At 28.3% G+C, this 22,861-nt stretch carries 20 protein-coding genes and 1 pseudogene; 1 reads left to right on the top strand and 20 read right to left on the bottom strand.

From position 1 onward, the window contains the following. Window positions 1-187 precede the first annotated feature (187 nt). The 12 genes from H8R92_RS10265 to H8R92_RS10320 form a co-directional block, all read right to left on the bottom strand. A complete protein-coding gene (locus tag H8R92_RS10265) occupies window positions 188-919 on the bottom strand; it encodes a MurR/RpiR family transcriptional regulator (RefSeq protein WP_022211896.1) in 732 nt (243 codons plus the stop codon). Between the two features lie 62 nt (window positions 920-981). Beyond that, the gene (locus H8R92_RS10270) at window positions 982-1,872 is read right to left on the bottom strand and encodes an ROK family protein (RefSeq protein ID WP_022211897.1); all 891 of its coding nucleotides are present in this window, start codon (window positions 1,870-1,872) and stop codon (window positions 982-984) included. Window positions 1,873-2,024: 152 nt separating this feature from the next. Further along, the gene (locus H8R92_RS10275; protein WP_186835402.1) at window positions 2,025-3,386 is read right to left on the bottom strand and encodes a sensor histidine kinase; all 1,362 of its coding nucleotides are present in this window, start codon (window positions 3,384-3,386) and stop codon (window positions 2,025-2,027) included. Beyond that, the gene (locus tag H8R92_RS10280) at window positions 3,386-4,057 is read right to left on the bottom strand and encodes a response regulator transcription factor (protein ID WP_022211899.1); all 672 of its coding nucleotides are present in this window, start codon (window positions 4,055-4,057) and stop codon (window positions 3,386-3,388) included. Before H8R92_RS10280 ends, H8R92_RS10275 begins: the two co-directional genes overlap by 1 nt. A gap of 30 nt (window positions 4,058-4,087) precedes the next feature. Further along, window positions 4,088-4,426 (bottom strand): PepSY domain-containing protein, encoded by a 339-nt coding sequence (locus H8R92_RS10285; protein WP_022211900.1) that lies wholly within the window; start codon window positions 4,424-4,426, stop codon window positions 4,088-4,090. Window positions 4,427-4,762: 336 nt separating this feature from the next. Beyond that, window positions 4,763-5,416 carry an HAD family hydrolase gene (locus H8R92_RS10290; RefSeq protein ID WP_186835403.1) on the bottom strand — a complete coding sequence of 218 codons (654 nt, stop codon included), beginning with the start codon at window positions 5,414-5,416 and terminating at the stop codon, window positions 4,763-4,765. 156 nt (window positions 5,417-5,572) lie between these two features. Further along, the gene (locus tag H8R92_RS10295; RefSeq protein ID WP_022211902.1) at window positions 5,573-5,821 is read right to left on the bottom strand and encodes a hypothetical protein; all 249 of its coding nucleotides are present in this window, start codon (window positions 5,819-5,821) and stop codon (window positions 5,573-5,575) included. Window positions 5,822-5,833: 12 nt separating this feature from the next. After that, a complete protein-coding gene (tpx, locus tag H8R92_RS10300; RefSeq protein WP_186835404.1) occupies window positions 5,834-6,316 on the bottom strand; it encodes a thiol peroxidase in 483 nt (160 codons plus the stop codon). 148 nt (window positions 6,317-6,464) lie between these two features. Next, entirely contained in the window at window positions 6,465-6,620 is a 156-nt protein-coding gene (locus H8R92_RS10305) for a zinc-ribbon domain-containing protein (RefSeq protein WP_022211904.1), read from the bottom strand. A 200-nt stretch (window positions 6,621-6,820) separates the two neighbouring features. Further along, the gene (locus tag H8R92_RS10310) at window positions 6,821-8,011 is read right to left on the bottom strand and encodes a phosphopentomutase (RefSeq protein ID WP_186835405.1); all 1,191 of its coding nucleotides are present in this window, start codon (window positions 8,009-8,011) and stop codon (window positions 6,821-6,823) included. 174 nt (window positions 8,012-8,185) lie between these two features. After that, entirely contained in the window at window positions 8,186-8,788 is a 603-nt protein-coding gene (locus H8R92_RS10315; RefSeq protein ID WP_186835406.1) for a TetR/AcrR family transcriptional regulator, read from the bottom strand. 107 nt (window positions 8,789-8,895) lie between these two features. Next, window positions 8,896-11,196, bottom strand: coding sequence for an ABC transporter ATP-binding protein/permease (locus H8R92_RS10320; protein WP_186835407.1), 2,301 nt, complete (start codon window positions 11,194-11,196; stop codon window positions 8,896-8,898). 234 nt (window positions 11,197-11,430) lie between these two features. Here H8R92_RS10320 and H8R92_RS10325 point away from each other — a divergent pair, with 234 nt between their 5' ends. After that, a complete protein-coding gene (locus tag H8R92_RS10325) occupies window positions 11,431-11,898 on the top strand; it encodes a GreA/GreB family elongation factor (protein WP_022211908.1) in 468 nt (155 codons plus the stop codon). A gap of 34 nt (window positions 11,899-11,932) precedes the next feature. Here H8R92_RS10325 and H8R92_RS10330 read toward each other — a convergent pair whose 3' ends face one another. The 8 genes and pseudogenes from H8R92_RS10330 to glmS all read right to left on the bottom strand — a co-directional run bounded on the left by H8R92_RS10330 (window position 11,933) and on the right by glmS (window position 22,859). Then, the gene (locus H8R92_RS10330; protein ID WP_186835408.1) at window positions 11,933-12,367 is read right to left on the bottom strand and encodes a GatB/YqeY domain-containing protein; all 435 of its coding nucleotides are present in this window, start codon (window positions 12,365-12,367) and stop codon (window positions 11,933-11,935) included. A gap of 155 nt (window positions 12,368-12,522) precedes the next feature. Continuing rightward, window positions 12,523-14,292, bottom strand: a complete 1,770-nt coding sequence (locus H8R92_RS10335; protein WP_186835409.1) for an oleate hydratase — start codon at window positions 14,290-14,292, stop codon at window positions 12,523-12,525. A 169-nt stretch (window positions 14,293-14,461) separates the two neighbouring features. Next, window positions 14,462-15,040 (bottom strand): TetR/AcrR family transcriptional regulator, encoded by a 579-nt coding sequence (locus tag H8R92_RS10340; RefSeq protein WP_022211910.1) that lies wholly within the window; start codon window positions 15,038-15,040, stop codon window positions 14,462-14,464. 193 nt (window positions 15,041-15,233) lie between these two features. Next, window positions 15,234-16,144, bottom strand: a pseudogene (locus H8R92_RS10345) (PTS transporter subunit EIIC). A gap of 38 nt (window positions 16,145-16,182) precedes the next feature. Then, window positions 16,183-17,319 (bottom strand): N-acetylglucosamine-6-phosphate deacetylase, encoded by a 1,137-nt coding sequence (nagA, locus tag H8R92_RS10350; RefSeq protein ID WP_186835410.1) that lies wholly within the window; start codon window positions 17,317-17,319, stop codon window positions 16,183-16,185. 410 nt (window positions 17,320-17,729) lie between these two features. Further along, window positions 17,730-18,890 (bottom strand): mannitol-1-phosphate 5-dehydrogenase, encoded by a 1,161-nt coding sequence (locus tag H8R92_RS10360; RefSeq protein WP_186835411.1) that lies wholly within the window; start codon window positions 18,888-18,890, stop codon window positions 17,730-17,732. 40 nt (window positions 18,891-18,930) lie between these two features. Next, window positions 18,931-20,766, bottom strand: coding sequence for a PTS mannitol transporter subunit IICBA (locus tag H8R92_RS10365; protein ID WP_022211915.1), 1,836 nt, complete (start codon window positions 20,764-20,766; stop codon window positions 18,931-18,933). Between the two features lie 266 nt (window positions 20,767-21,032). Then, the gene (gene glmS / locus H8R92_RS10370; RefSeq protein WP_186835412.1) at window positions 21,033-22,859 is read right to left on the bottom strand and encodes a glutamine--fructose-6-phosphate transaminase (isomerizing); all 1,827 of its coding nucleotides are present in this window, start codon (window positions 22,857-22,859) and stop codon (window positions 21,033-21,035) included. Between the last annotated feature and the right edge of the window lie 2 nt (window positions 22,860-22,861).

Raw genomic sequence — 22,861 nt, forward strand, 5'->3', positions numbered from 1 at the left:
GTTTCACTTCATGAATTTAGTATATAATACATTTTCTGGTTTGTAATCATTTTCTAAAGCAAAAAAAACATGTTCCACCTTTAAAAAATACATACAAAAATAAAACAAGGTGTTTTTTAAAAAACACTAAAAATATATAAATAAAAGGCACATATACACTCAAAAAATTGAGTCTATATGTGCTTTCTTACTCTATACCATATTCATTATATAGCTTTTTGCCAATCCTCTCTATCATATATAATACAGGAATTTGTGTTGTAATATCACTATAATTAACTTTAACTTGTTGCACATAATAAGGTAAATTTAAATCTGATATTTTAGCTATAGTACAATTTTCCGTATTTGTTATACTGGCAATTGTACAGTTTTCTTTTTTAAATCTAACAATATTTTCTATAGTAGTTGATGTTTCTCCTGATACTGATAAAGCTATTATGAGACACTCACCATAACATTTAAAATTCTTAGGGAAAAATGGATCATCAATATGAAAGGTAAACTTTCCAATAGCAGAAAAATATCTAGCTGCATATTTACACAGTATTCCTGAGGATCCTATTCCTAAAAATATAATACTATTAGCCGTTTTAAGCATATTACATAATGTATCTAATCTATTATCTAAATCACTGCCTTCAATATTTTTCAGAAAATTTATTATTTCTGATGTATCATCATTTACCTTTTTAATATTATTTTCTTCAATATACATTTTAAATTTGACTTTAAATTCTGAAAATCCTTCACAGTTCAATTTCTTGCAAAATCTCAATATTGTAGTTGTAGATACATGTGCTTCCTCTGCAAGTTCCCGTATTCTCATATATATTACTTTTTTACTGTTTTTCATAATATATTCATATAGGGATAATTCTAAGTTGTTTAAACTTTGTATCACTTCATATCTAAACATATCTTCACCTCAAGTTAGCTTCTTCTACTCTTTTGATTTAACTTTTCATTTATTTATACTAACTATTTTTTAATTGCATTTATTACTGCACCAAGTATATTTGCATCATTATTATACTTACATCTATCTATTTTAGTTGTAATAACATCACATTCGGTATGTCTAATACACTCTTCCCTATACTTCTCTTTAATCCTATTAATAAACCATTCTTCTTCAGATATTCCTCCACCTATACAAATAACTTCTGGATTATAGAAAACTGTAATAGTTATCAACTGTACAAGTATATAATTTATCCACTGATCCACAGTTTCTTTTGCTGTATTATCTCCTTCGAAATATTTATTACATACCTCATGTCCATATCTCACTTTAACGTTTTCATCAACTTTGTCATTATATATATTTATTAAAGCCGTCATTGATGCATAATCACCCATATTATCCATCTTTCCATTACTAAAATTTATAAATGGAAGCTTATGAAATTCACCAGCAAAAGAGTCCTTTCCATATATCACTCCATTTTCATTACAAATACATCCACCTGTTCCTGTACCTAATATTAAAAATGCCGATGATTTGCTATCTTTTGCATTTCCTATTTCAAACTCACATAACCCTGCAGCTTTAGCATCATTTATTGCTGCAACTTTTTTATTTGTTCTATTTTGTATTTCATGAACTATATTAGTTCCATACATAATTCTTAAATTAGGTGCTGCATACGATCTAACATTAGCTTCTTCATCTATAACACCTGGAGCACTTATACCTATTACATCTATATCCTCAATCCCTCTCATGTTATGGCATATATAATCATAAAGCTCATCTTTTGTCTCAAACTTAATAGTTTCAACTTTCCATTTCTCCATAATTTTATACGATTCATCTACTAAGGCATATTTAATAAAAGTTCCTCCAATATCAATTCCTATTTTTTTCATTTCAAATCCCCCTTTAACCATATTTTACAAATTATACAATAACATATGTATTTAATAAATTAAATACTTTTTGTAAAAATATATACTTTTTTAATAATAAATCACTTATTGTTTTATAAAAAATGAGTTATAGTAAAATATGTTTTATTTCACTATAACTCATTTTTTATTTTAAGAACTATTTCTGTATATATTCCTTCTTCGCTATATATTTTAATTCTTCCACCATATAAAGAAATTATTTTATCTGCAATTGAAAGTCCTAATCCAAAGGAATTATTGTTTTTTCTTGATTTATCAACCTTATAAAATCTATTTAAAATATAAGGTATTTCATCTTTTGGTATTCCTTTACCATTATCTCTTATATTAAATAATATATTTTCATTCTTTTCAAATATATTTATATCAATAACACATTCATCTTTATCATTATACTTAATAGCATTATCAATAAAGATAATTAATATTTGCTTTAAATGATCCTGCTTAATTTTTAACATTAGATTTTCATCCATTATTAATTTAAATTTAGTAGTATTATTTAATATCTTATAGTGTTCTATAATTTGTAAAATTATTTGTTTAGCTTGAATTTTTTCAATTTCACTTAGATTTATTATCTCATTATCACATCTTGATAATGTTAATAAATCTCCAACAATTTTTGTTAATCTTTCTGTTTCACTAATACATATATCTAATGATTTTTCTAAACGCTCTTTATCATTCTTTCCCCATCTTTTTATCATTCTAAGATGACCTTGCAAAGCTGTAAGAGGAGTTCTTAATTCATGAGATGCATCAGAAACAAACCTGCTTTGCTCATTAAATGCTTCTTCTACTTCATCTAACATATCATTAAATAATATATTAACTTTATCAAATTCATCATTAGTATTTGATATTTCTACTCTATATTTTATGCCATTTTCCTTTACTTCATTTATTGTATTAGATAAATTTTTTAATCTACCAACAAATCTTTTTGATAAATAAATAGCTCCAATTATACTTAATATAATTCCAATAAATAATGATATTAATAATGTTTGAAAATAATTTTCCATTATTTCATCAAAAATCATATCTCCATGTACAATTTGAATTCTATAATCTTTATTTTCAATTTCTATCTTTCCATCTAATACAACATATAAATCCCAATCTATATATCTAAAATTAACTTTTAGCTCCTCATTAGTACTTAACGGTATCTTATCCCAAATATCATTTTTACTTTTATATTTTATATAATTATCCTGATATATTCTTATAATTTCATCATCATCTTTTATAATATCATTTAAAGTATTATCTTTTAATTCAATATTAGATAGTATATAACTTAACTCTTCGTATCTCTTTTCAATTTGCTCCTCTTCATATTCAATAGTGAGCATATTCATGCTTATTAGTTGTACCACTGAATAAACACAAATTATTGATACTATTATTATTGAAGAAATAATACTAAATTCTAAAAATATCGGTAATCTTTTTCGTTTTTTCATTACTTTTCACTAATAATATAGCCAACAGCTCTCACAGTTTCTATATATGCCTCTTTATTTTTTTCATCTAATTTATTTCTTAAATAACTTACATAAACATCCACTACATTAGTTCCTGCATCATAATCATAACCCCATACTTCATTTAATATGTTATCTCTCGTAACAACCTTTCCTTTATTGTTTAAAAGCAATATTAAAAGTTCATATTCTTTATTGGTTAAATTAATTTTTTCTTCATTTTTCATAACTGTTCTTGATTCTAATTGAATACTTAAATCTTTAAACTTTATAATATTTGATTTTACTTTTTCCGCTCTTCTAAATATAACTTGAATCCTTGCAATAAGCTCTTCTATAGCAAAAGGCTTAGCTATATAGTCATCTGCTCCAATTTGTAGTCCTGCTACCTTATCCATTACGCTATCTTTTGCACTTAGCATTATAACTGGAATATCTTTTTCTTTCTTTAATCTTCTACAGACTTCTAAACCACTAATACCTGGTAGCATTAAATCAAGCACTATCAAATCATAATCTTCTCTTAACGCTTTTATTAATCCTTCTTTGCCATCTTCACTTATCTCTGCCTCATAGCCTTCATATTCCAGTTCCATCTTTACAAAATCTGATATATTAGATTCATCTTCTATTATTAGAATTTTTTTCACAAAATCACTTCTTTCAAAAATTTCTGTATATTAACCATTGTAATCTATATCAGTTATTGCACCATATTTAGAATTTACTTTTACTTCATATAATCTATTATTACCATCTTTTATTTTAAATTCATATTCTAAAATACCATCTTCCAAATCAATTCTATACCCTACTATTTGTCCATTTATACTTGCTAAAGCAATTTTCTCTGCTTCACTTCTACTATAATTTATATTAGATTTTACATACCCATAAAATATACCTGCTATTATAACTCCAATTACTCCTAATACTATCATTAGCTTAATCATAGTTTTTATTATTTTTCTTTTTTTCTCTTTAATTGTCTTTACTATAAGATTTATTTTTTCGTTCATTTCATTTCTTCCTTTACTATTATTATTTATATATACATCTTATAAAAAAATAGTTATTAAAGAATGAATTTAATATTATAGAATTATTAAAAATTTTTAATAATTACTCTTTTTGATTATTATCCATGCTTTGAATTTCTAAATATCCCTTTTTAACCTTAATTTAAAGAATTATCATTTTATCTCCCAAATAAGTGCATTAGGCTTAACAACGCCTTATTTATATAATTTTATTGCATAACTAATATTATCTGTTAGTGTCACATATATTAATATCTTATTCTTTCTATAATACATTTTTTAATTTAATATAATATTTTATTAATATTGTTAAATTTACTCACAACTTAAATACTCCTTTATTTCTTTTAAATTCTTAAAGCTTTTTTTACAATATCTTAATATTTCTTCATCAGCCACCTTTAAATCCTCTACATGAATTCCTTTCATTCCTCCAGAAAAAGCTGCTTTTATCCCTGCTGGTGAATCTTCTACAACAAAACAATCTTCAGGTTTAACATTAATTTCTTTTGCTGCTTTTAAAAATATATCTGGATTTGGTTTTCCTTTTTCCACATCATCACCACATACTATTGCATCAAAGCTTTCTTTAAGCCATTTATCTTTTATCTGTTTTTCCACTCTCTCCCTTTTTGCGGATGTCCCTAAAGCTATTTTATAGTTTCTTTCTTTAAGCATTGAAAATAATTCTTTTACACCTTCTTTTAAGGGAATACCCTCATTTTCTATGATAAAAAATAGCTGCTTATCCTTTTCTTCATACATCTTTTCAATGGGAAGTCCATCACCAAAATTATCCAAAAATATCTTTATTACATTTTCTCTTCCTGTCCCCATTACAGTAATATATAATTCTTTAGTCATTTTATATCCATACTTTTCAAAAACTCTTTGCCAAATATCTAAATACACTTTTTCCGTATCAAAAATTACTCCATCCATATCAAATATCACTGCTTCTTTTCCCATAAAATCACTCCATCATATTATATTTTTTCTTTAACTCTAAAATTCTCTTCACGCTTTTATTTATGTGCTATTCACTTATATCACCATAATATTATAATCTACCTAAATATAAGAAAGCTATATCAATATGATATAGCTTTCTTATATTTAGGTAGATTAATCAAATATTTTATTTTCTTTTTTAGCAAACTTTTCTTCCTTTTTTATATCATGTTCAATATCTTTTGCTAATTTTTTAGCTTCTTTTTCATGAATCTTTTCTTCATGCTTTTTAAGCCTTTCTTCTTCCTTCATTTGATGTTTTATTTCATGAGCAAATTTCTTTTCTTCATGTCTTTCATGTCTTTCTTCTTTATGTTCTTCATGATGAATTTTCATTTCATTAACTTTTTCTTTAAAAGTCATAAAATCCACTCCTTATTTTACAGCATTTAAAGCTGCTTCATAATCTGGTTCACTAGAAACTTCATTACAGTACTCAACATACGAAACTTTATTATTTTCATCTACAATAATAATTGCCCTAGTTAAAAGTCCTAGTTCTTTAATATAAACACCATAATTCTTACCAAAATCTCTATTTTTATAATCTGATAAAATAGTAACCTTATCTATTCCTGCACTACCACACCATCTACTTTGAGCAAAAGGTAAATCCATTGATACCACATATATACTTACATTATTTAGTTTTGCTGCTTCTTCATTAAATCTTCTTACTTCCCTATCACATACTGGTGTATCAACTGATGGAACTATTACAAATATTCTTTTTCCACTGGTATCCTTTAAGGTTATTTCCTTTAATTCTTTGTTGGTTAAATGAAAATCTGGAGCAGAATCACCAACATTTATATATTTATCTTCCAAAGTAACTGGTGTTCCCTTAAATGTAATCATATTATATTTTCTTACCTCCTTTTTATTTTTCTCATATTTATATTTCCTAACTTTTTTCTTTATTATTCTAAAAAATAAAACTCCATACTTATTTATAATTTTAAAAAAGCTGTAGCATAAACTACAGCTCTATCAACAATTTCAATAATTATCTATCGCTTTGTTGTGCTTTCTTAGCTCTTCTACAAGCTAAACATCTCTTTGGTTCGTTATCGAATCCTTTTTCTTTGTAGAATTCTTGTTCTCCAACTGTGAATACGAATTCAGCACCACAATCTTTGCAAGTTAATGTCTTATCTGTCATAATAATTCCTCCTAATTTTAAAGATTCTAATGTGATAATAATCTCTTAAACTACGAGAAACCATTACATTAAAGAAACTTTATTTAAATAGCAGTATACACTGCTTATACTCATACTAACACTTATTTATACAAATTACAATATTTTTTTTAAATTTTACAAAGAGATTTTCAATAAAATAAGGCTTCTAATTTTCAACCTTATTTTAAGCTATTTAAAATAGATTTTCCAATTGTACCCTTTGGCATTTGCACCTCAAAATTATCAGCTATTGTTGCACCGATATCTGCAAAACTTTTACCAGTTCCTAATTGGCCATGATTTTTCATTGATGGAGAGTATGCTAAAAACGGAACATATTCTCTTGTATGATCACTTCCACTATAAGTTGGGTCATTACCATGATCTGCTGTAATTATTAATAAATCATCTTCTTTTAACTTATCTAGTACTTTTCCTAAGTTTACATCAAATCTTTCTAACTCTTCTGCATATCCTTTAGGATTTCTTCTATGTCCCCATAAAGCATCAAAATCAACTAAATTAACAAAACATAATCCTTTAAAATCCCTATCCATCAATTCCAAAGTTTGCTCCATACCATGAACTGAACTCTTTGATTTGTGGCTTTCAGTGATTCCTTCTCCATCAAAGATATCACTTATTTTTCCTACTGATATAACATCATAATTATTATCTTTTAAAACATTTAAAACTGTTTCACCATATGGCTTTAAAGCATAATCATGTCTATTGCTCGTTCTCTTAAATTCACCTTTTTTCTCGCCTACGTATGGTCTTGCTATAACTCTACCAACTTTCCATTCATCCTTTAAAGTTATTTCTCTTGCTATTTCACAACATCTGTATAATTCATCTAATCCAAAAGTTTCTTCGTGACCACAAATTTGAAGAACTGAATCTGCAGAAGTATAAACAATCATGTCTCCTGTTTTCATTTGGTGCTCTCCTAATTCATCTAATATTTCTGTCCCGCTAGCACTTTTATTTCCAACAATCTTATGTCCTGTTTTTACTTCTAATTCATCTAGTAGATTCTTTGGAAATCCTGTATCTGTAAAAGTTTTAAATGGTTTAGTTATATGAAGACCCATCATTTCCCAATGACCTGTCATTGTATCTTTACCAACGCTTGCTTCTTTTAATTTCATTTGATATCCAAGTGGATTTTCTATACTTGCTACATGTTTTATTTTATGTAGGTTTGCTATCCCCATTCTTTGAAGATTAGCAATATTTAAAGAATCTACTGATTCTGCTATATGTCCAAGTGTATCTACATTTATATCGCCATATTCCTTCGAATCATCCATAGCTCCTATTCCTAAAGAATCTATAACTATTGTAAATATTCTATTATATCTTTTCATATTCTTATCCCCTTTAATTAATTTATTATTTATATTTTTCCTCATTTTTTCTCTTATATATGTACATTTATATTGTATAATATAACCTATCTTTTTTATAGTCTTATTTTTATATTCATAAACATTTGATGAACTCTTACTTCATGGTATTCATATCCATTAGCTTATCATTCTCTATTTTAATACTCCATTTTTTATAATATTGAATTTGCCAATAAGCTTTGCTTTTCCTATAGAACAATTGTGTTTTCCTAAAAGTACAGCTATCAATTCCGTAATCATTGTATTTTCTACTACTTCTAATATATTTAAAAGTTCTTCATCATCAGTAAAAACTATCTTAGATAAATCTATATACTTTTTAGCAACGTTAAGTTTAATTTCTCTACAATCAAGTCTAAAAAAATAATTGATCAAATTCATATCCACCTTATGTAATGTCTTTATAATAAATTCATACATTTCTTTACTAAGATATTCACTGGTAGCATAATCATAAATATAAATTCCCATTTGAAATATATCACACTTCTCACCATTAAGACTACTAACTATTTCAGCTAAAGCTTCTTCTCTATATCCATCTAATATATATAAAAATAAGTCTTCTTTATTTTCGAAATACATATAAAATGATCCTCTTGAAATCTCAGCATTCTTTATAATTCTATTAATAGATGCATCATTAAAAGAATATTCTACAAATTCACTTTTGGCTGCATTTATAATCCTTTCTTTCTTTTCTATTGGTAAATTAAAAAAAGTATTAGTCGGCATATAATAGCTCCCATCTATAAAAATAATATATATTATATCATTTATTATTTTATATTTATAAATATTAATGCGGCTCTCAAAAGAAAGCCGCTATTATTTATTTTAAACTATTCACTTCTAAGAGCTTCAACTGCATCTTTCTTTGATGCCATCTTGGCTGGAATATGTCCTCCAAGCATAGTAAGAATTGTACTTATAATTACAAGCATTACAGCATAAACTACTGGAAGCTGAGCTACATTTTTAAGATCTGTCATTTTGTAAATAACTGAGTTTATAGGGAATGTTAGACCGTATGCTATAGCTATCCCTAATACTCCTGAAAATACACCTAATATACATGTTTCAGCATCAAATACTCTTGTTATATCCTTTTTACTAGCACCTAAGGCTTTTAATATACCAATTTCTTTCGTTCTTTCTAAAACTGATGTATAAGTAATTATTCCAATCATTATTAATGAAACAACTAATGATATTCCTGCAAAAGCAATTAAAACCAAAGTTATGCCTGTCATTATTCCATTGGTCATACTCATTATAGTATCTGCTAAATCAGTATATACAATTTGATCTTCAACATCTTTTCCTTCATTATACTCATCTAAATATTTCACAACAAAGTCTTTATTATCAAATGAAGTTGGGAATATACTTATCATATATGGAGTTGAATTTCCCCCTAAATATGCTATAAGCTGCTCCTTAGTAGTTTCATCAACCTTTTCAAAAGTTAAAACATTAAAATCTGCTTCTTTCTGTGATTTTACAATATCTGAATTCATAGAATCTGCAATTATTATCTCTGAAAGTTCATCTGAATATGCAAGTCCTGGCATAAGCATTGCAAGTCCTGCATCCTTTTTCCCTCTAATTATTCCAACAACTTTTAAATCAATTGCATTATTTGAGCTATACATTTCTTCATAATTAGTATTAATTGTATAAATACCCATATCTGTTGCACTGTAATAGTCATTATTTAAAATAGCTTTAAGTCTTAACCCTAATAAATCATCAAAAGAAATAGTTTTCTGATCATATCCTAATGCCCTTAAAATAGTGTCTTGTACTTGATTTTTATCATCAATAACTAATACTACCTCATTAGCATTTTGTGGATACTCTCCAATTAATAAATCATAATTTGTTTCTAAATACCCTTCCCCCTCTTCTGTTAAAGCCTTTGGATATGATACAAAATTAATATCTTTAGTATTTACCGGAACCACTTCACCATGTTGCTCCATTAAAAGATTTACTCCAGTTATTCTTGTATACCCTATACTTTGAACATATTCAGGATTAATATTTTCTATATAATCAATATATTCATCTGTAAATACATTTTTGTGAGTCATTACATATTCATCAGTACTATAGCTATAAACTTCTTTAGCATCACTATAACTTTTTTCATTTTCAGTAATACCTAGCATTTCCTTCTGCATTGCTGAAATCTTATCAATATCAATTTCATTAGTTTCTTGCGTTATCATAATAGGAAATGATGCAAAACTATCACTTTGGAATTTGTTAATTTGCTCTTGGAATCCTGAAGATAATGACATTATGGTAGCAATACCGATTATTCCTATACTAGAAGCAAAAGCAGTAAGAGCTGTCCTACCCTTTTTTGTTTTAATATTAGTAAATGAAAGCTTTAAAGCAGTTGCAAAGCTCATGCTTGTTTTTTTAAGCTTGAATCCACTATTTTCATAATTCTTCTCATCATATGGATTGCTATCAGAAATAATATTTCCATCTTTAAATTCAACTATTCTATCAGCATACTGGTGAGCTAACTCTGGATTATGTGTTACCATGATAATTAGCTTATCTTTTGCCACTTCTTTTATAAGGTTCATAATTTCTACTGATGTTTCAGTATCTAAAGCTCCTGTTGGCTCATCAGCTAATATTATGTCAGGATTATTGGCAAGAGCTCTTGCTATGGCAACTCTCTGCATCTGCCCACCAGACAATTGATTAGGTCTTTTATGTAAATGATCTGATAAGCCTACATTTTTAAGAACTTCTAATGCCTTTTCATGCTTTTCTTTAGCACTTACTCCACTTAAAGTCATACCTAATTCAACATTTTCAACAATGCTTAAATGTCCAATTAAATTATAGCTTTGAAATATAAAACCAATGGAATTATTCCTATAGCTATTCCAATCCTTTTCTGTAAAATCCTTAGTAGATTTACCATTTAGTATTAAGTCTCCATCAGTATAATTGTCTAATCCACCAATAATATTTAAGCAAGTTGTCTTTCCTGAACCACTAGTTCCTAATATAGCTACAAACTCTTTTTCTCTAAATGCAACTGATACACCTTTAAGAGCCTGAGTTTCAATTTCTCCAATCTTATATGTCTTTTTAATATTTTTTAATTGTAACATACCTTTATCCTCATTTTGCCAATTATATATATATTATGACAAGGTGTCATATTCATCTAAAGTATATATAACACATTTTCATATGTCAATCAATATTCTATCCAATTTACTTAAATTTAACAAAGTTTCACTTTTAAATATAAATACTTTAATATTATTTACCAATATATATTTTTTGTATTTCATTTAAATAAAAATATTATATAATATACTTCTAGGGAGGTGCTTTTAATAATGAATAACCAATTAACTATAGAAAATATAAAAAAATTACAAGATGAATTAGATTATAGAATGACGGTGAAAAGAGCAGAAATAGCAAAAGAAAAAATGATTGCTGCTGCTCATGGAGATAGATCTGAAAATGCTGAGTATAAAGCAGCTTGTGCTGAATATAGAGAAAATGATAATAGGATACAATACCTACTTACCATGATTTCAACTGCTACTGTAATAGATGAAAGTAGCTTAGATAAATCTGTTCTTGGAATTAATAGTAAAGCTAAAATTAAGTTTATTGAAGATGATTTTGAAGATATAATAACGCTTGTTACAACTATGGATATGGATCCTGAAAATATGCTTATCAGCATAGAGTCTGATTTAGGAAGAGCATTGAGCGGAAAAAGAGCTGGAGATATAGTGAAAGTTAATGCTCCAGGTGATAACTATACAATTGAAATTATAGAAATAATGGACTAATGATTTAATCTTTAGTCCATTATTGTTTTATAAATTATAATAATGCTTTTACCATTGGATTAATTTTTGATCTATCAAACCTTCCACTAATCTTTGGCATTATTTCCTTCATTATTTTTCCAATATCTGCAACTGTATAACTACCATTTTCAATAATTTCTTTAAGCATTTCATTAACTTCCTCATCAGTTAATTGCTTTGGAAGATATGGTGTTAAAATTTCTATAGCAAAGTTTCCTTCAGCTATTTTTTCTTCATTATTAGCTTGCTTTGCATACTCTAAAGCCTCTTTATTTTGTTTTATACTTTTTTCTATTATCTTTATTACATTTTCATCTGAAATATCTTCTCTATTATTAACTTCATATGCTTTAATTTCAGCATTAACAAGTCTTAATACGCTTACCTTAGCCTTATCTCTTGCTTTCATAGCTGATATTTCATCTTTTTTTAATATTTCTTTTAACATAGCTTTTACGTTAGTATCATAAATACTAACACTTCACCTCTTTCCAATATTTTTACTAAATTATAACATAATTCATTACAATATGCGACTTTGCTTGTACCTAATTTAATTGAGTAAAGAATAAGCTATATTCACTTGATACAGCTTATCTTTCCCTATATTAAATTATATTTCATTAACAATTCTTCAATAACCGTTCCTGAAACCTTCTTCATCATAGTCTTTTGTGCTATTGATTCTGATAGAGATAGTTTTATATCTGTTAGCTTCTTTCCATCCATCATCTTTGAAGTTGAATCTAAAAGCACTCTAATATCATAACAAGAACCAAATACTTCTGGAACTCCACGATCCACATTAAGTAATGTATAAACAGCTTCCATTGCTGTCCTTACAGAATACTCTGTAGTGAATACTGTATCTCTTACTGTATCAGCAAACTGTCCTAAGAAGGCAAAGTTTACACAACCTTCTGGTACAACCTTAGGTCTGTCTCCTGCAGTTCTTGGCATAAAAAAAGCAGTAACATATGGCATCATGCATGGAACACAATTTGCTGACTGCTTAGCCATTTCTGCAATTTGATCTTCTGGTACACCTAAATGATATAGCCATTCCTGAGTAATTTCATAACCAGTACAGTTCTTCATTGGTTTCTTGATAAAGTCTCCTGGCACATCTGTAAATAATCCATATACCCATACAACTAATTGATTATCTTTTTGCTCCTTGAAATGAGGTTGTCTATTTAATGTATAACTCATTAACCAAGATGAATCCTTAACAGTTATTATACCTCCGGTAACAACCTTACCACTAAATGGATTACGCTTGCATATTTTTTCGATATATGGCGGAATCTTATCATCTAAAGTTGTTATCGTCGCCGACTCCCAATTTGTCTCTTCTATATTAGTACAGAATTTATCAGGATTTCCAAAAGACTTATCCTGTGCTGCAATGTTTCTCCATAATCTCCAACATGCACCTTCCTTATTATTCAAAACTGCTGCATGATCATTATCACCATAAGTAGAATTTTCTACACAACTTCCATTAGTAACAAAAACAAGATCATCTTCAACTAAATCAATGCTTTCCTCTTTCCCATTATGAGTACATATTATTTTACTAGCTACTTTTTTACTACCTTCTTTTTTAAATAGCACATTTGTAACAGTAGTGTTATATTGAAAGTTTACCTCATGAGCTTCTAAATATTTTATCATTGGTAAAATCAATGATTCATATTGATTATATTTAGTGAATTTTAAAGCTTTAAAATCTGGTAATCCACCAATATGATGGATAAACCTTTGTATATATAACTTCATTTCTAACGCACTATGCCAATCCTCAAAGGCAAACATAGTCCTCCAATATAACCAGAAATTTGACTGAAAAAAGTCACTACTAAAAACATCTTTTATCTTTACATCATATAAATCCTCATCTTTAGTAAAGAATAAATGAACTATCTCCAATGCAGCTTTATCACTTAATCCAAACTTGCCATCAGTGTGAGCATCTTCACCTCTCTTGACAGTAGCTCTCATTAATGAATAATTTGGATCCTTCTTATTTAGCCAATAATATTCATCAAGCACTGAGGCCCCTTCTATTTCTAGAGAAGGTATTGATCTAAATAAATCCCATAAACACTCAAAATGATTTTCCATTTCACGTCCACCACGAATTATAAATCCTCTTTCATTATCTTTAATACCATCACAAGCACCACCTGGAAGATTTCCATCTTCTAAAATATGAATATGCTCACCTTTCATTTGGCCATCTCTAACTAAAAAACATGCAGCAGCTAGTGAAGCTAACCCTGCGCCAACTAAATATGCTGATTTTCTCTCTACATCTGCTGGTTTTTCTGGTCTAGCAAATGCTTCATAATTTCCATTGCTATAATACATATAATTGCCTCCCACTATTTATCTCAATAATTTATTTTATTTATAAATTCATATTACTGATTATTAATATTCTTTAATATAGACAATATCTTTCCTCTGTCTAATATTTATCCACATTCATAAAAGTGTAAAAAAAATAGACAAATGCTAGCACTTGTCTATTTTAATCTTATTTCTTATATGAATATGTCTTGTCTGTTCTATACCTTTCCAACGCTTCTTCCATATTACCATATATAAGTTTATTAAGCCTTTCAATAATTTTATCTGACTCTTCTTTCATACCACTCTTAATCCAGTCTAAAACAATTCCAACAAAAGCATACTTATAAAAATCAGCAATAAAGGATTTATCCTTTTCTCTAACAGGAATGCCTTTTGCCTTTTCCTCTACTACACCAATTAATAATAAATATACTTCATTATATAAATATCTCTCTAAATATTCTCTGCTGACAGAATTAAAAGTAGTTAAGACAAATTCTTTATTATTCACAATATATTGAAATATTTGCTTAAACCCTTGTTGCCATGTTTCGTATGTCTTTTTTTCGCCTAAAGCTTTAGTGGCTTCATTAGTGTATACCCATTCCAGTAAATCATATATATCTTTAAAATGATAATAAAAAGTCTGACGGTTTACCCCACAATATTCTGTAATATCTATAATCCTTATCTTCTCCAATGGTTTTTTTGCTAACATCTTTTTCAACGAACTTGCAAAAGCCCTTTTAGTTATTTCTGACATATGTTAACCTCCCATCTTTAACCAGCTAAAATAGCTAATATTTTTTCCATAACTTTCTAAATAATTGTACCACAGATAAATGTAAATATTCCATAATATAAAATAAAGCTTAATATTCTAGTTTTTCATATATAAAAAGGGGCTGTCTCATAAATCATTTAAAAATAATTTATTAGACAGCCCCTTTTTTATCTTACATTGAATATAATATTTTTAATTCATCACATACAAATTGCACTTTTGTTCCAATGATAATTTGAATGCTCTTTTTACCTGGTTTTATTATACCTGAAGCCCCAGAGGATTTAATAAGCTTTTCGTTTATTTTATATTTATCTTTAATTTCTAAACGCAATCTTGTAACACAATTATCAATAGAAATAATATTTTCTTTTCCACCTAAACCTTCTAAGATAATTTCAGCCATTGGTGCCTTAAAACTTAATACCCAGTCTACAAATCCTGCTCTTACAGGAAGTACTGTACATATTACGGCAGAAATTCCACTTAATACTGCATGTATAAAATATAGTCCTGGTGCTAAGAAACATAAAGGCAAATTCTAACGGCTCAGTAACACCTGTAAAGAATGCCGAAATTGATCCTGCAAGTAATAATCCATATACTACTTTTTTTCTTATTCTTCTTTTCACAATGATACATTGCTAAAGCTCCTGCTGGTAACTTAACAGATTTAAATTTATTATAACAAGTAGCTCCAATAATCCCTGCTAAAATACCTGTAAACTGAGTCTGTATCTTACCAAAGGCTGCTGGTACTTCAGATACATCTACACCTTTAAACATGGCAACAGCAGTAGTTGATAATAAAGTAGTCATCATCAACCATGAAACAAGACCTGCAAGACCTGCTGTCCCATCATTATCATCTGACATCCCAATACCTACACCTATAGCAAAAAGAATTCCCATATTGTCTATTAGAGCACTACCTGCCTTAATCATAAAAGCAGCTATTAAATTATTAGCTCCCCACCCTGCTGGATCTATCCAATATCCTATTCCCATAAGTATACTGGCAACTGGTAAACATGCTACTGGAAGCATTAATGATTTACCTAGCTTTTGCAAATATTTCATGATAATAATATTTCCCCTTTTTTCTTTTGATAAGATAAAAATTATCTTTCAGTATAAACTTCTTTCCCTTTGACAAATACCTTCTTTATTGTTATATTTTCATCAAATAACAATAAATCTGCATCATAACCTTCTTTTATAGAACCTTTATAACTATGAACATTACAGTGTTTTGCTGGATTATATGTAGCCATCTTTACTGCTTCATATAAAGGTATTCCGCAATTTTTATATACATTAGCAACAGCTTTATCAATGGTTAATACTGAACCAGCTAAGGCTCCATTTTTAAGTCTAGCAGCACCATTTATCACTTCAACATCTTGACCACCTAAAGAATAACAACCATCTCTCATGCAGCAAGCCATCATTGAGTCGCTTACTAACATTACTTTATCAGTGCTTTTAACTTTATAAGCTATCTTTAATGCTGGATATGAAATATGAATTCCATCAGCTATTGTTTCTGTTGTAATATCAGTATCAAATATTGCTCCTACGCATCCTGGCTCTCTATGGTTAAAACCTGTCATTGCATTATATAAATGCGTTGAATGGCTAATTCCCCAGTTGATTCCTTCTATTACTTCCTCATAAGTAGCTTTTGTGTGTCCTAAGGAGCAAACTATACCTTTAGATGTAGTATACTCTATAAGTTCCTTAGTTCCTTCAACTTCCGGTGCCAAGGTAAGTGATACAACAGCATCACTACATCCATCAACTACTTTTTCATATGATTCTATGGATGGCTTTAAAAGAAAATTAGGATTTTGAGCACCAATGGCTTTGGGACTGATAAATGGTCCTTCTAAATGTGCACCTAAAACATTTGCTCCCTCTGTTCCTTCTTCTTTTAGCTTCTTAATGACCTTCATGGCTTTATTAATATCTTCAATTGATACAGTCATTGTTGTTGGTAAAAAAGATGTAGTTCCATGCTCCACTATTACCTTTGCTATAGTATTGAGAGCTTCTACTGTACCATCCATAGTATCATATCCACCAGCACCATGTATATGTACATCTATAAATCCTGGAGAAAGATATAAACCTTTAGCATCTAAAACCTCTCCTTTAAAATCTTCTGTATTTATTTTTTCTATTTTACCATCTTTAATTAATATTGATCCTTCTTCAATTTTATCTTTATATATAATTTTACAATTTTTAATTATCATTAGTAAAACTCCTTTAGTTAACAATTATAAGTTTTCTAATGCTTCCTCTATTTCTTTATCTATTATAAGAGTTACATCAAAATGTAATTTTAACATAGTTGATGGATTATTTGTGGTTATTTTTCTAAAATACCAAACTTTCAAAAAAGAGTCATAATACAATAATGATACTTATTGCTCTTTTCTCACGCTTAACTAGTCTATTTAAATTAATACAGTAGCACCACTTACCAACTTTGAATAACCTACAGAGAATCATTTATGTAAACAAGGTTGTCTATAATGATGATATTTTTCATATGCTTAATAATTGTATCTATATCTTGAATAAGTAAATATATCTAAAAAAATGATACCTCATAAATTTTTAAAATTATTTATGAGGTATCACTCTTAATATTTATATTAAATTAAGCACTAATTATACTTTTTACTTCATTATAATATTTTTCAACCTTAGACAAAATTTCTTGTTCTTGTGCTAAATTAGCTACATGAGCTAACGATTCTTTAACACCTTTTTCAGAAATTAGGCTTTGAAGTTCTACACTTTGACTATCTTCTTCATTATTATAATTAAGAGCAGCTCCAACTCCTAATAATAGATTGTCTATGTCTAAATTAAAACTCTTTGCTGTCATTAGAGGTTTAATTAATCTGTCATTTTCATTTAATTTTCTTAAAGGCTCTCTTCCAACTCTAGCTACATCATCCTTTAAATATGGATTTTTAAATCTTCCAATTATCTTATCTATATATTTAAAATGCTCTTCTTTATCAAAATTATATTTAGCTATAAGTCCTTGTCCACTTTCTATCATGGCCTTTTTAACTAAATCTTGGATAACTTCATCTTTTATGCTTTCATCAACAGTATTATAACCTTTTAAATATCCAAAATAAGCTGTTATTGCATGTCCAGTATTTAATGTAAATAATTTTCTTTCTATATATGCCATTAAATTATCAGCTAAATTCATTCCATATATTTTAGGAATTTCACCTTTAAATGCTTTTTCTTCTACATTCCATTCATAGAAATTTTCCACAACTACATCTAATATATTTTCACTTTTAACTGGTGGTACTATTCTATCCACTGAGCAATTAGGGAAACCTACATATTCATTTAAATAAGCTATCTCTTCTTCATTTAAATATTTTTTAACTTCTTCTTCTAATTGTGAACTTGCTTTTATTGCATTTTCACAAGCTACTATATTTAAATAACTAGTTACACCTGTTATCTTTCTTAACTTAATTCCATTAGCTATAGTTGATGCTATTCTTGGCAATACTACAGGACCTACAGCAGTTGTAATTATATCTGATGTTCTAATTTCTTCTAATATTTCATCACTTGTTGATATAACACCACTAATGTTTTCTACTTTTTCATCTTTACATTCAACATCCATTATATGAATTGTATAACATTTATCTTCATTAATCTTGCTTATTATCTCTTCGTTAACATCTGCAAATACTACATGATATCCTGATTTAGATAATAAAGCTCCTATAAATCCTCTTCCTATGTTTCCAGCTCCAAATTGAATCGCCCTTTTCATATTATTTTCCTCCATTTACTTTAATAATTTATACAATTAATTATTTATTAAATACTTTTAATATATCATTTACATCATATGTCTTTCTTAACTTTTCTACTAAACCTTCATCTTCTAATGACATTGCTATATTAGATAATATAGTTAAATGTTCATCTCCAACACCTGCAATACCCACTACTAAGTAAGCTACTTCATCACCAAATTTAATTCCATTCGGATATTGAAGTACTGCTATTCCTGATTTCTTTACTTCTTTTTTAGCTTCTCCAACACCATGTGGTATAGCAACTCCCATCCCTATATATGTTGAAACTATTTCTTCTCTTTCAAGCATAGCTTGGATATATTCTTCTTTCACATAGCCTTCTTTTGCAAGTATTTCACCTACTCTCTTTATTGCCTCTTCCTTTGAAACACTTTCTAAACCTAAAACTATATTATTTTTATTTAATATTGAAGTTTCTTTTGCTTCTACAATTTCATTAGTTGCTGCTACTTCTTTTGCAACTTTAACATTTCCATTTGTTCTTGCTTGTAAACTATTAAATAATTCATCTAACTTTTTATCTTGTAAGAAGTTTTCTATAAATACATGTTCAGCTTGTGTTGAATTCTTCTTTGCTCTTTCAATTAACTTAACATGACTTACAACTAAATCAGCATCACTTGGTATAGTATCTACTGAAGAATTTGTAACTTCTATATTTAATCCTAATTTCTTTATTCTATTTCTAAATTTTGTAGCACCCATTGCACTTGATCCCATTCCAGCATCACATGCAAATACTATTTTATTTATAACATCTCTTTTAATTACATCAACATTACTTTCTAAGTTGCTCTCTTCTTTAGTTTCATCTTCCATATTATTTGCTACTTTTTTTACTAAAGGTGCTGCTACTAGGAATGAAACTGCTGTAGCTGCTAAAATTCCTAAAAGTACTCCTAACATTTCACCTTTTGGTGCTAAAGCTAATATTGCAAATATACTTCCTGGTGATGGTGTTGCAACTAAACCTACTTTAAATATTGAAAATACTAATATTCCTGCCGCACTACCTGCTATTGGTGCTAAAAGTAATAATGGATTCATTAATACATATGGGAAATAAATTTCGTGAATCCCACCTAAAGCATGAATTATTGCTGCTCCTGGTGCTGACTCTTTCATTGCACCTTTACTACACATCCAATATGCTAATAACACTCCAAGTCCTGGTCCTGGATTTGACTCTAATAAGAACATTATTGATTTACCCATATTTTGAGCTTGTTCGATTCCTATTGGTCCTATAATTCCATGATTGATTGCATTATTCAAGAATAAAACTTTTGCTGGTTCTATAAATATTGATACTAAAGGTAATAACCCTTTACTTATTATAAATTCTACTCCACCTTTTAATACCCCTGTCATCATAACAACAAATGGTCCTACTGCATAGAATCCCACTATTGCAAGTATCATACCTATTATTCCAACTGAAAAGTTATTAACTAACATTTCAAACCCTGCTGGTACTTTACCTTCAACTGCTTTATCAAACTTTTTAATAATATATCCACTTAATGGACCCATTATCATAGCACCTATAAACATTGGAATATCAGCTCCAACAATAACTCCCATTGTTGCTATTGAACCAATTACTCCACCACGAACTCCAGCTACTACTTTACCACCAGTGTATCCAACTAATATTGGTAAAAGATATTTTAACATTGGATCAACTAGTCCTGCTAATTTTTCATTTGGAAACCATCCACTAGCAATAAAAAATGCTGTAATAAATCCCCAAGCTATGAATGCTCCTATATTAGGCATTACCATACCACTAAGAAACTTTCCAAACTTCTGAATCTTTTCCTTCATATTTATTTCCCTCCTAAACTTGATAGCATATTTATCTATAAGCTGTATTTGAAATTTTAATCTATCGCTTACAAGTTTATTTTATTTTATATATACGTTTACATCAACAAATTGATAATTACAACTTGTCCTTAATATTAGTGACAAATTATTTTTTTAACAATACCTTATATTTTGTCACTAATAAAGCAATGTTTTTAGTTATAAATTAAATAAAAGGTTAAGCACATATAATAATTATGCTTAACCTTTTATTTATTATTTTATTATTCAACTGTAACAGATTTTGCTAAGTTTCTTGGTTTATCTATATCGCAACCTTTTTCACTTGCTACATAATAAGCTATTAATTGCAATTGAACCGCTCCTAAAATAGGTGCTATCATATTAGAAGTTCTAGGAATTCTTAATACTTTATCAAATACTGTTAAATCTAATTCTTCATCTTCATAAGCAATTGCAATTATTTCAGCTCCTCTAGATTTAACTTCTCTTATGTTGCTAATCATTTTATCTTTTAATTGACTTTGAGTTAATGCTGCTATAACCTTTGTTCCAGGTTCAATTAATGCAATTGTTCCATGTTTAAGTTCACCACCAGCATATGCTTCAGAATGAACATAAGATATTTCTTTAACTTTTAATGCACCTTCTATAACTAGTGCATAATCAGCTCCTCTACCTAAGTAGAATAAATCTGTTTCTTCCGCTAATATTTTACTTACTTCAGCAACTTGTGATTTCATTTCAAGCACCGCTTCAATTTTTTCAGGTAAACTTAATAAAGATTCTTTAAGTTCCTTTTCCACATCTTTATCTAAAATTCCTTTTAAGTCAGCAAAATACATTCCAAGTAAATTCATTACTACAACTTGAGTTGTATATGCTTTAGTAGATGCAACAGCAATTTCTGGTCCTGCCATAGTATAAATTACATTATCAGCTTCTCTTGAAATACTGCTTCCAACAACGTTAGTTACTGCTAAAGTTTTAGCTCCTACTTTCTTAGCATCTCTTAAAACTGCTAAAGTATCAGCTGTTTCCCCAGATTGACTTAATGTAATTATTAAAGTTTTATTAGTTACTAATGGTTCTCTATATCTAAATTCTGAAGCTATTTCAACTTCAACTGGAATTTTAGCTAATTTTTCTATGGCTACTTTCCCCATTAATCCAGCATTATAAGCTGTACCACATGCTATTATATAAATTCTATCAATTTCATTTAATTCTTCTAAAGTTAAATTGAAATCTTCAAATTTAACTTTATCATTTAATAAAACTCTTCCTGTCATTGTATCTCTAATAGCCTTTGGTTGTTCATGAATTTCTTTTAACATAAATGAATCATATCCACCTTTTTCAGCTGCATCTTCATTCCATGTTACTTTATAAATTTCTTTTGATATTTTCTCTCCATTTAAATTAAATACTTCTGCACTATTTTTAGTTATAACAACAATTTCTTTATCTTCTAAAAGATAGATATCCCTTGTATAATTTAAAACAGCTGGAATATCTGAAGCTATAAATTTTTCATTATCTCCAAGCCCAACTATTAAAGGGCTATCTTTTCTTACTGCTACTATTTTATCTGGTTCATTACCACAAATTACTCCTAAAGCATAACTTCCCTCTAATCTTTCTATAGTTTTAGCTACTGCCTCAAATAAATCACCATTGTAATAGTAATGAATTAAATTTGGTATAACTTCTGTATCTGTAGCTGATTTAAACTCATATCCTTTATCTTTTAAGAATTTAGTTAATTCAGCATAATTTTCAATTATACCATTATGAACTACAGTTATATCTCCTTTTGAAGCTTGGTGAGGATGTGAATTAATATCTGATGGCTCACCGTGAGTGGCCCATCTAGTATGTCCAATTCCTATTGTTCCTTCAGCAGGATTATTTTCTAATTCTCTTGATAGATTAGCTAAACGTCCTTTGTGTTTAACTATTTCTACTTCACCATTATTAATTACAGCTATCCCTGCTGAATCATAACCTCTATACTCAAGCTTAGATAATCCTTCTATTAAAAAATCTGTTGCATTTTTATTTCCAACATATCCTACTATTCCACACATAT

It is taken from the genome of Clostridium lentum, from assembly GCF_014287815.1.
GTDB lineage: Bacteria > Bacillota > Clostridia > Clostridiales > Clostridiaceae > Clostridium > Clostridium lentum.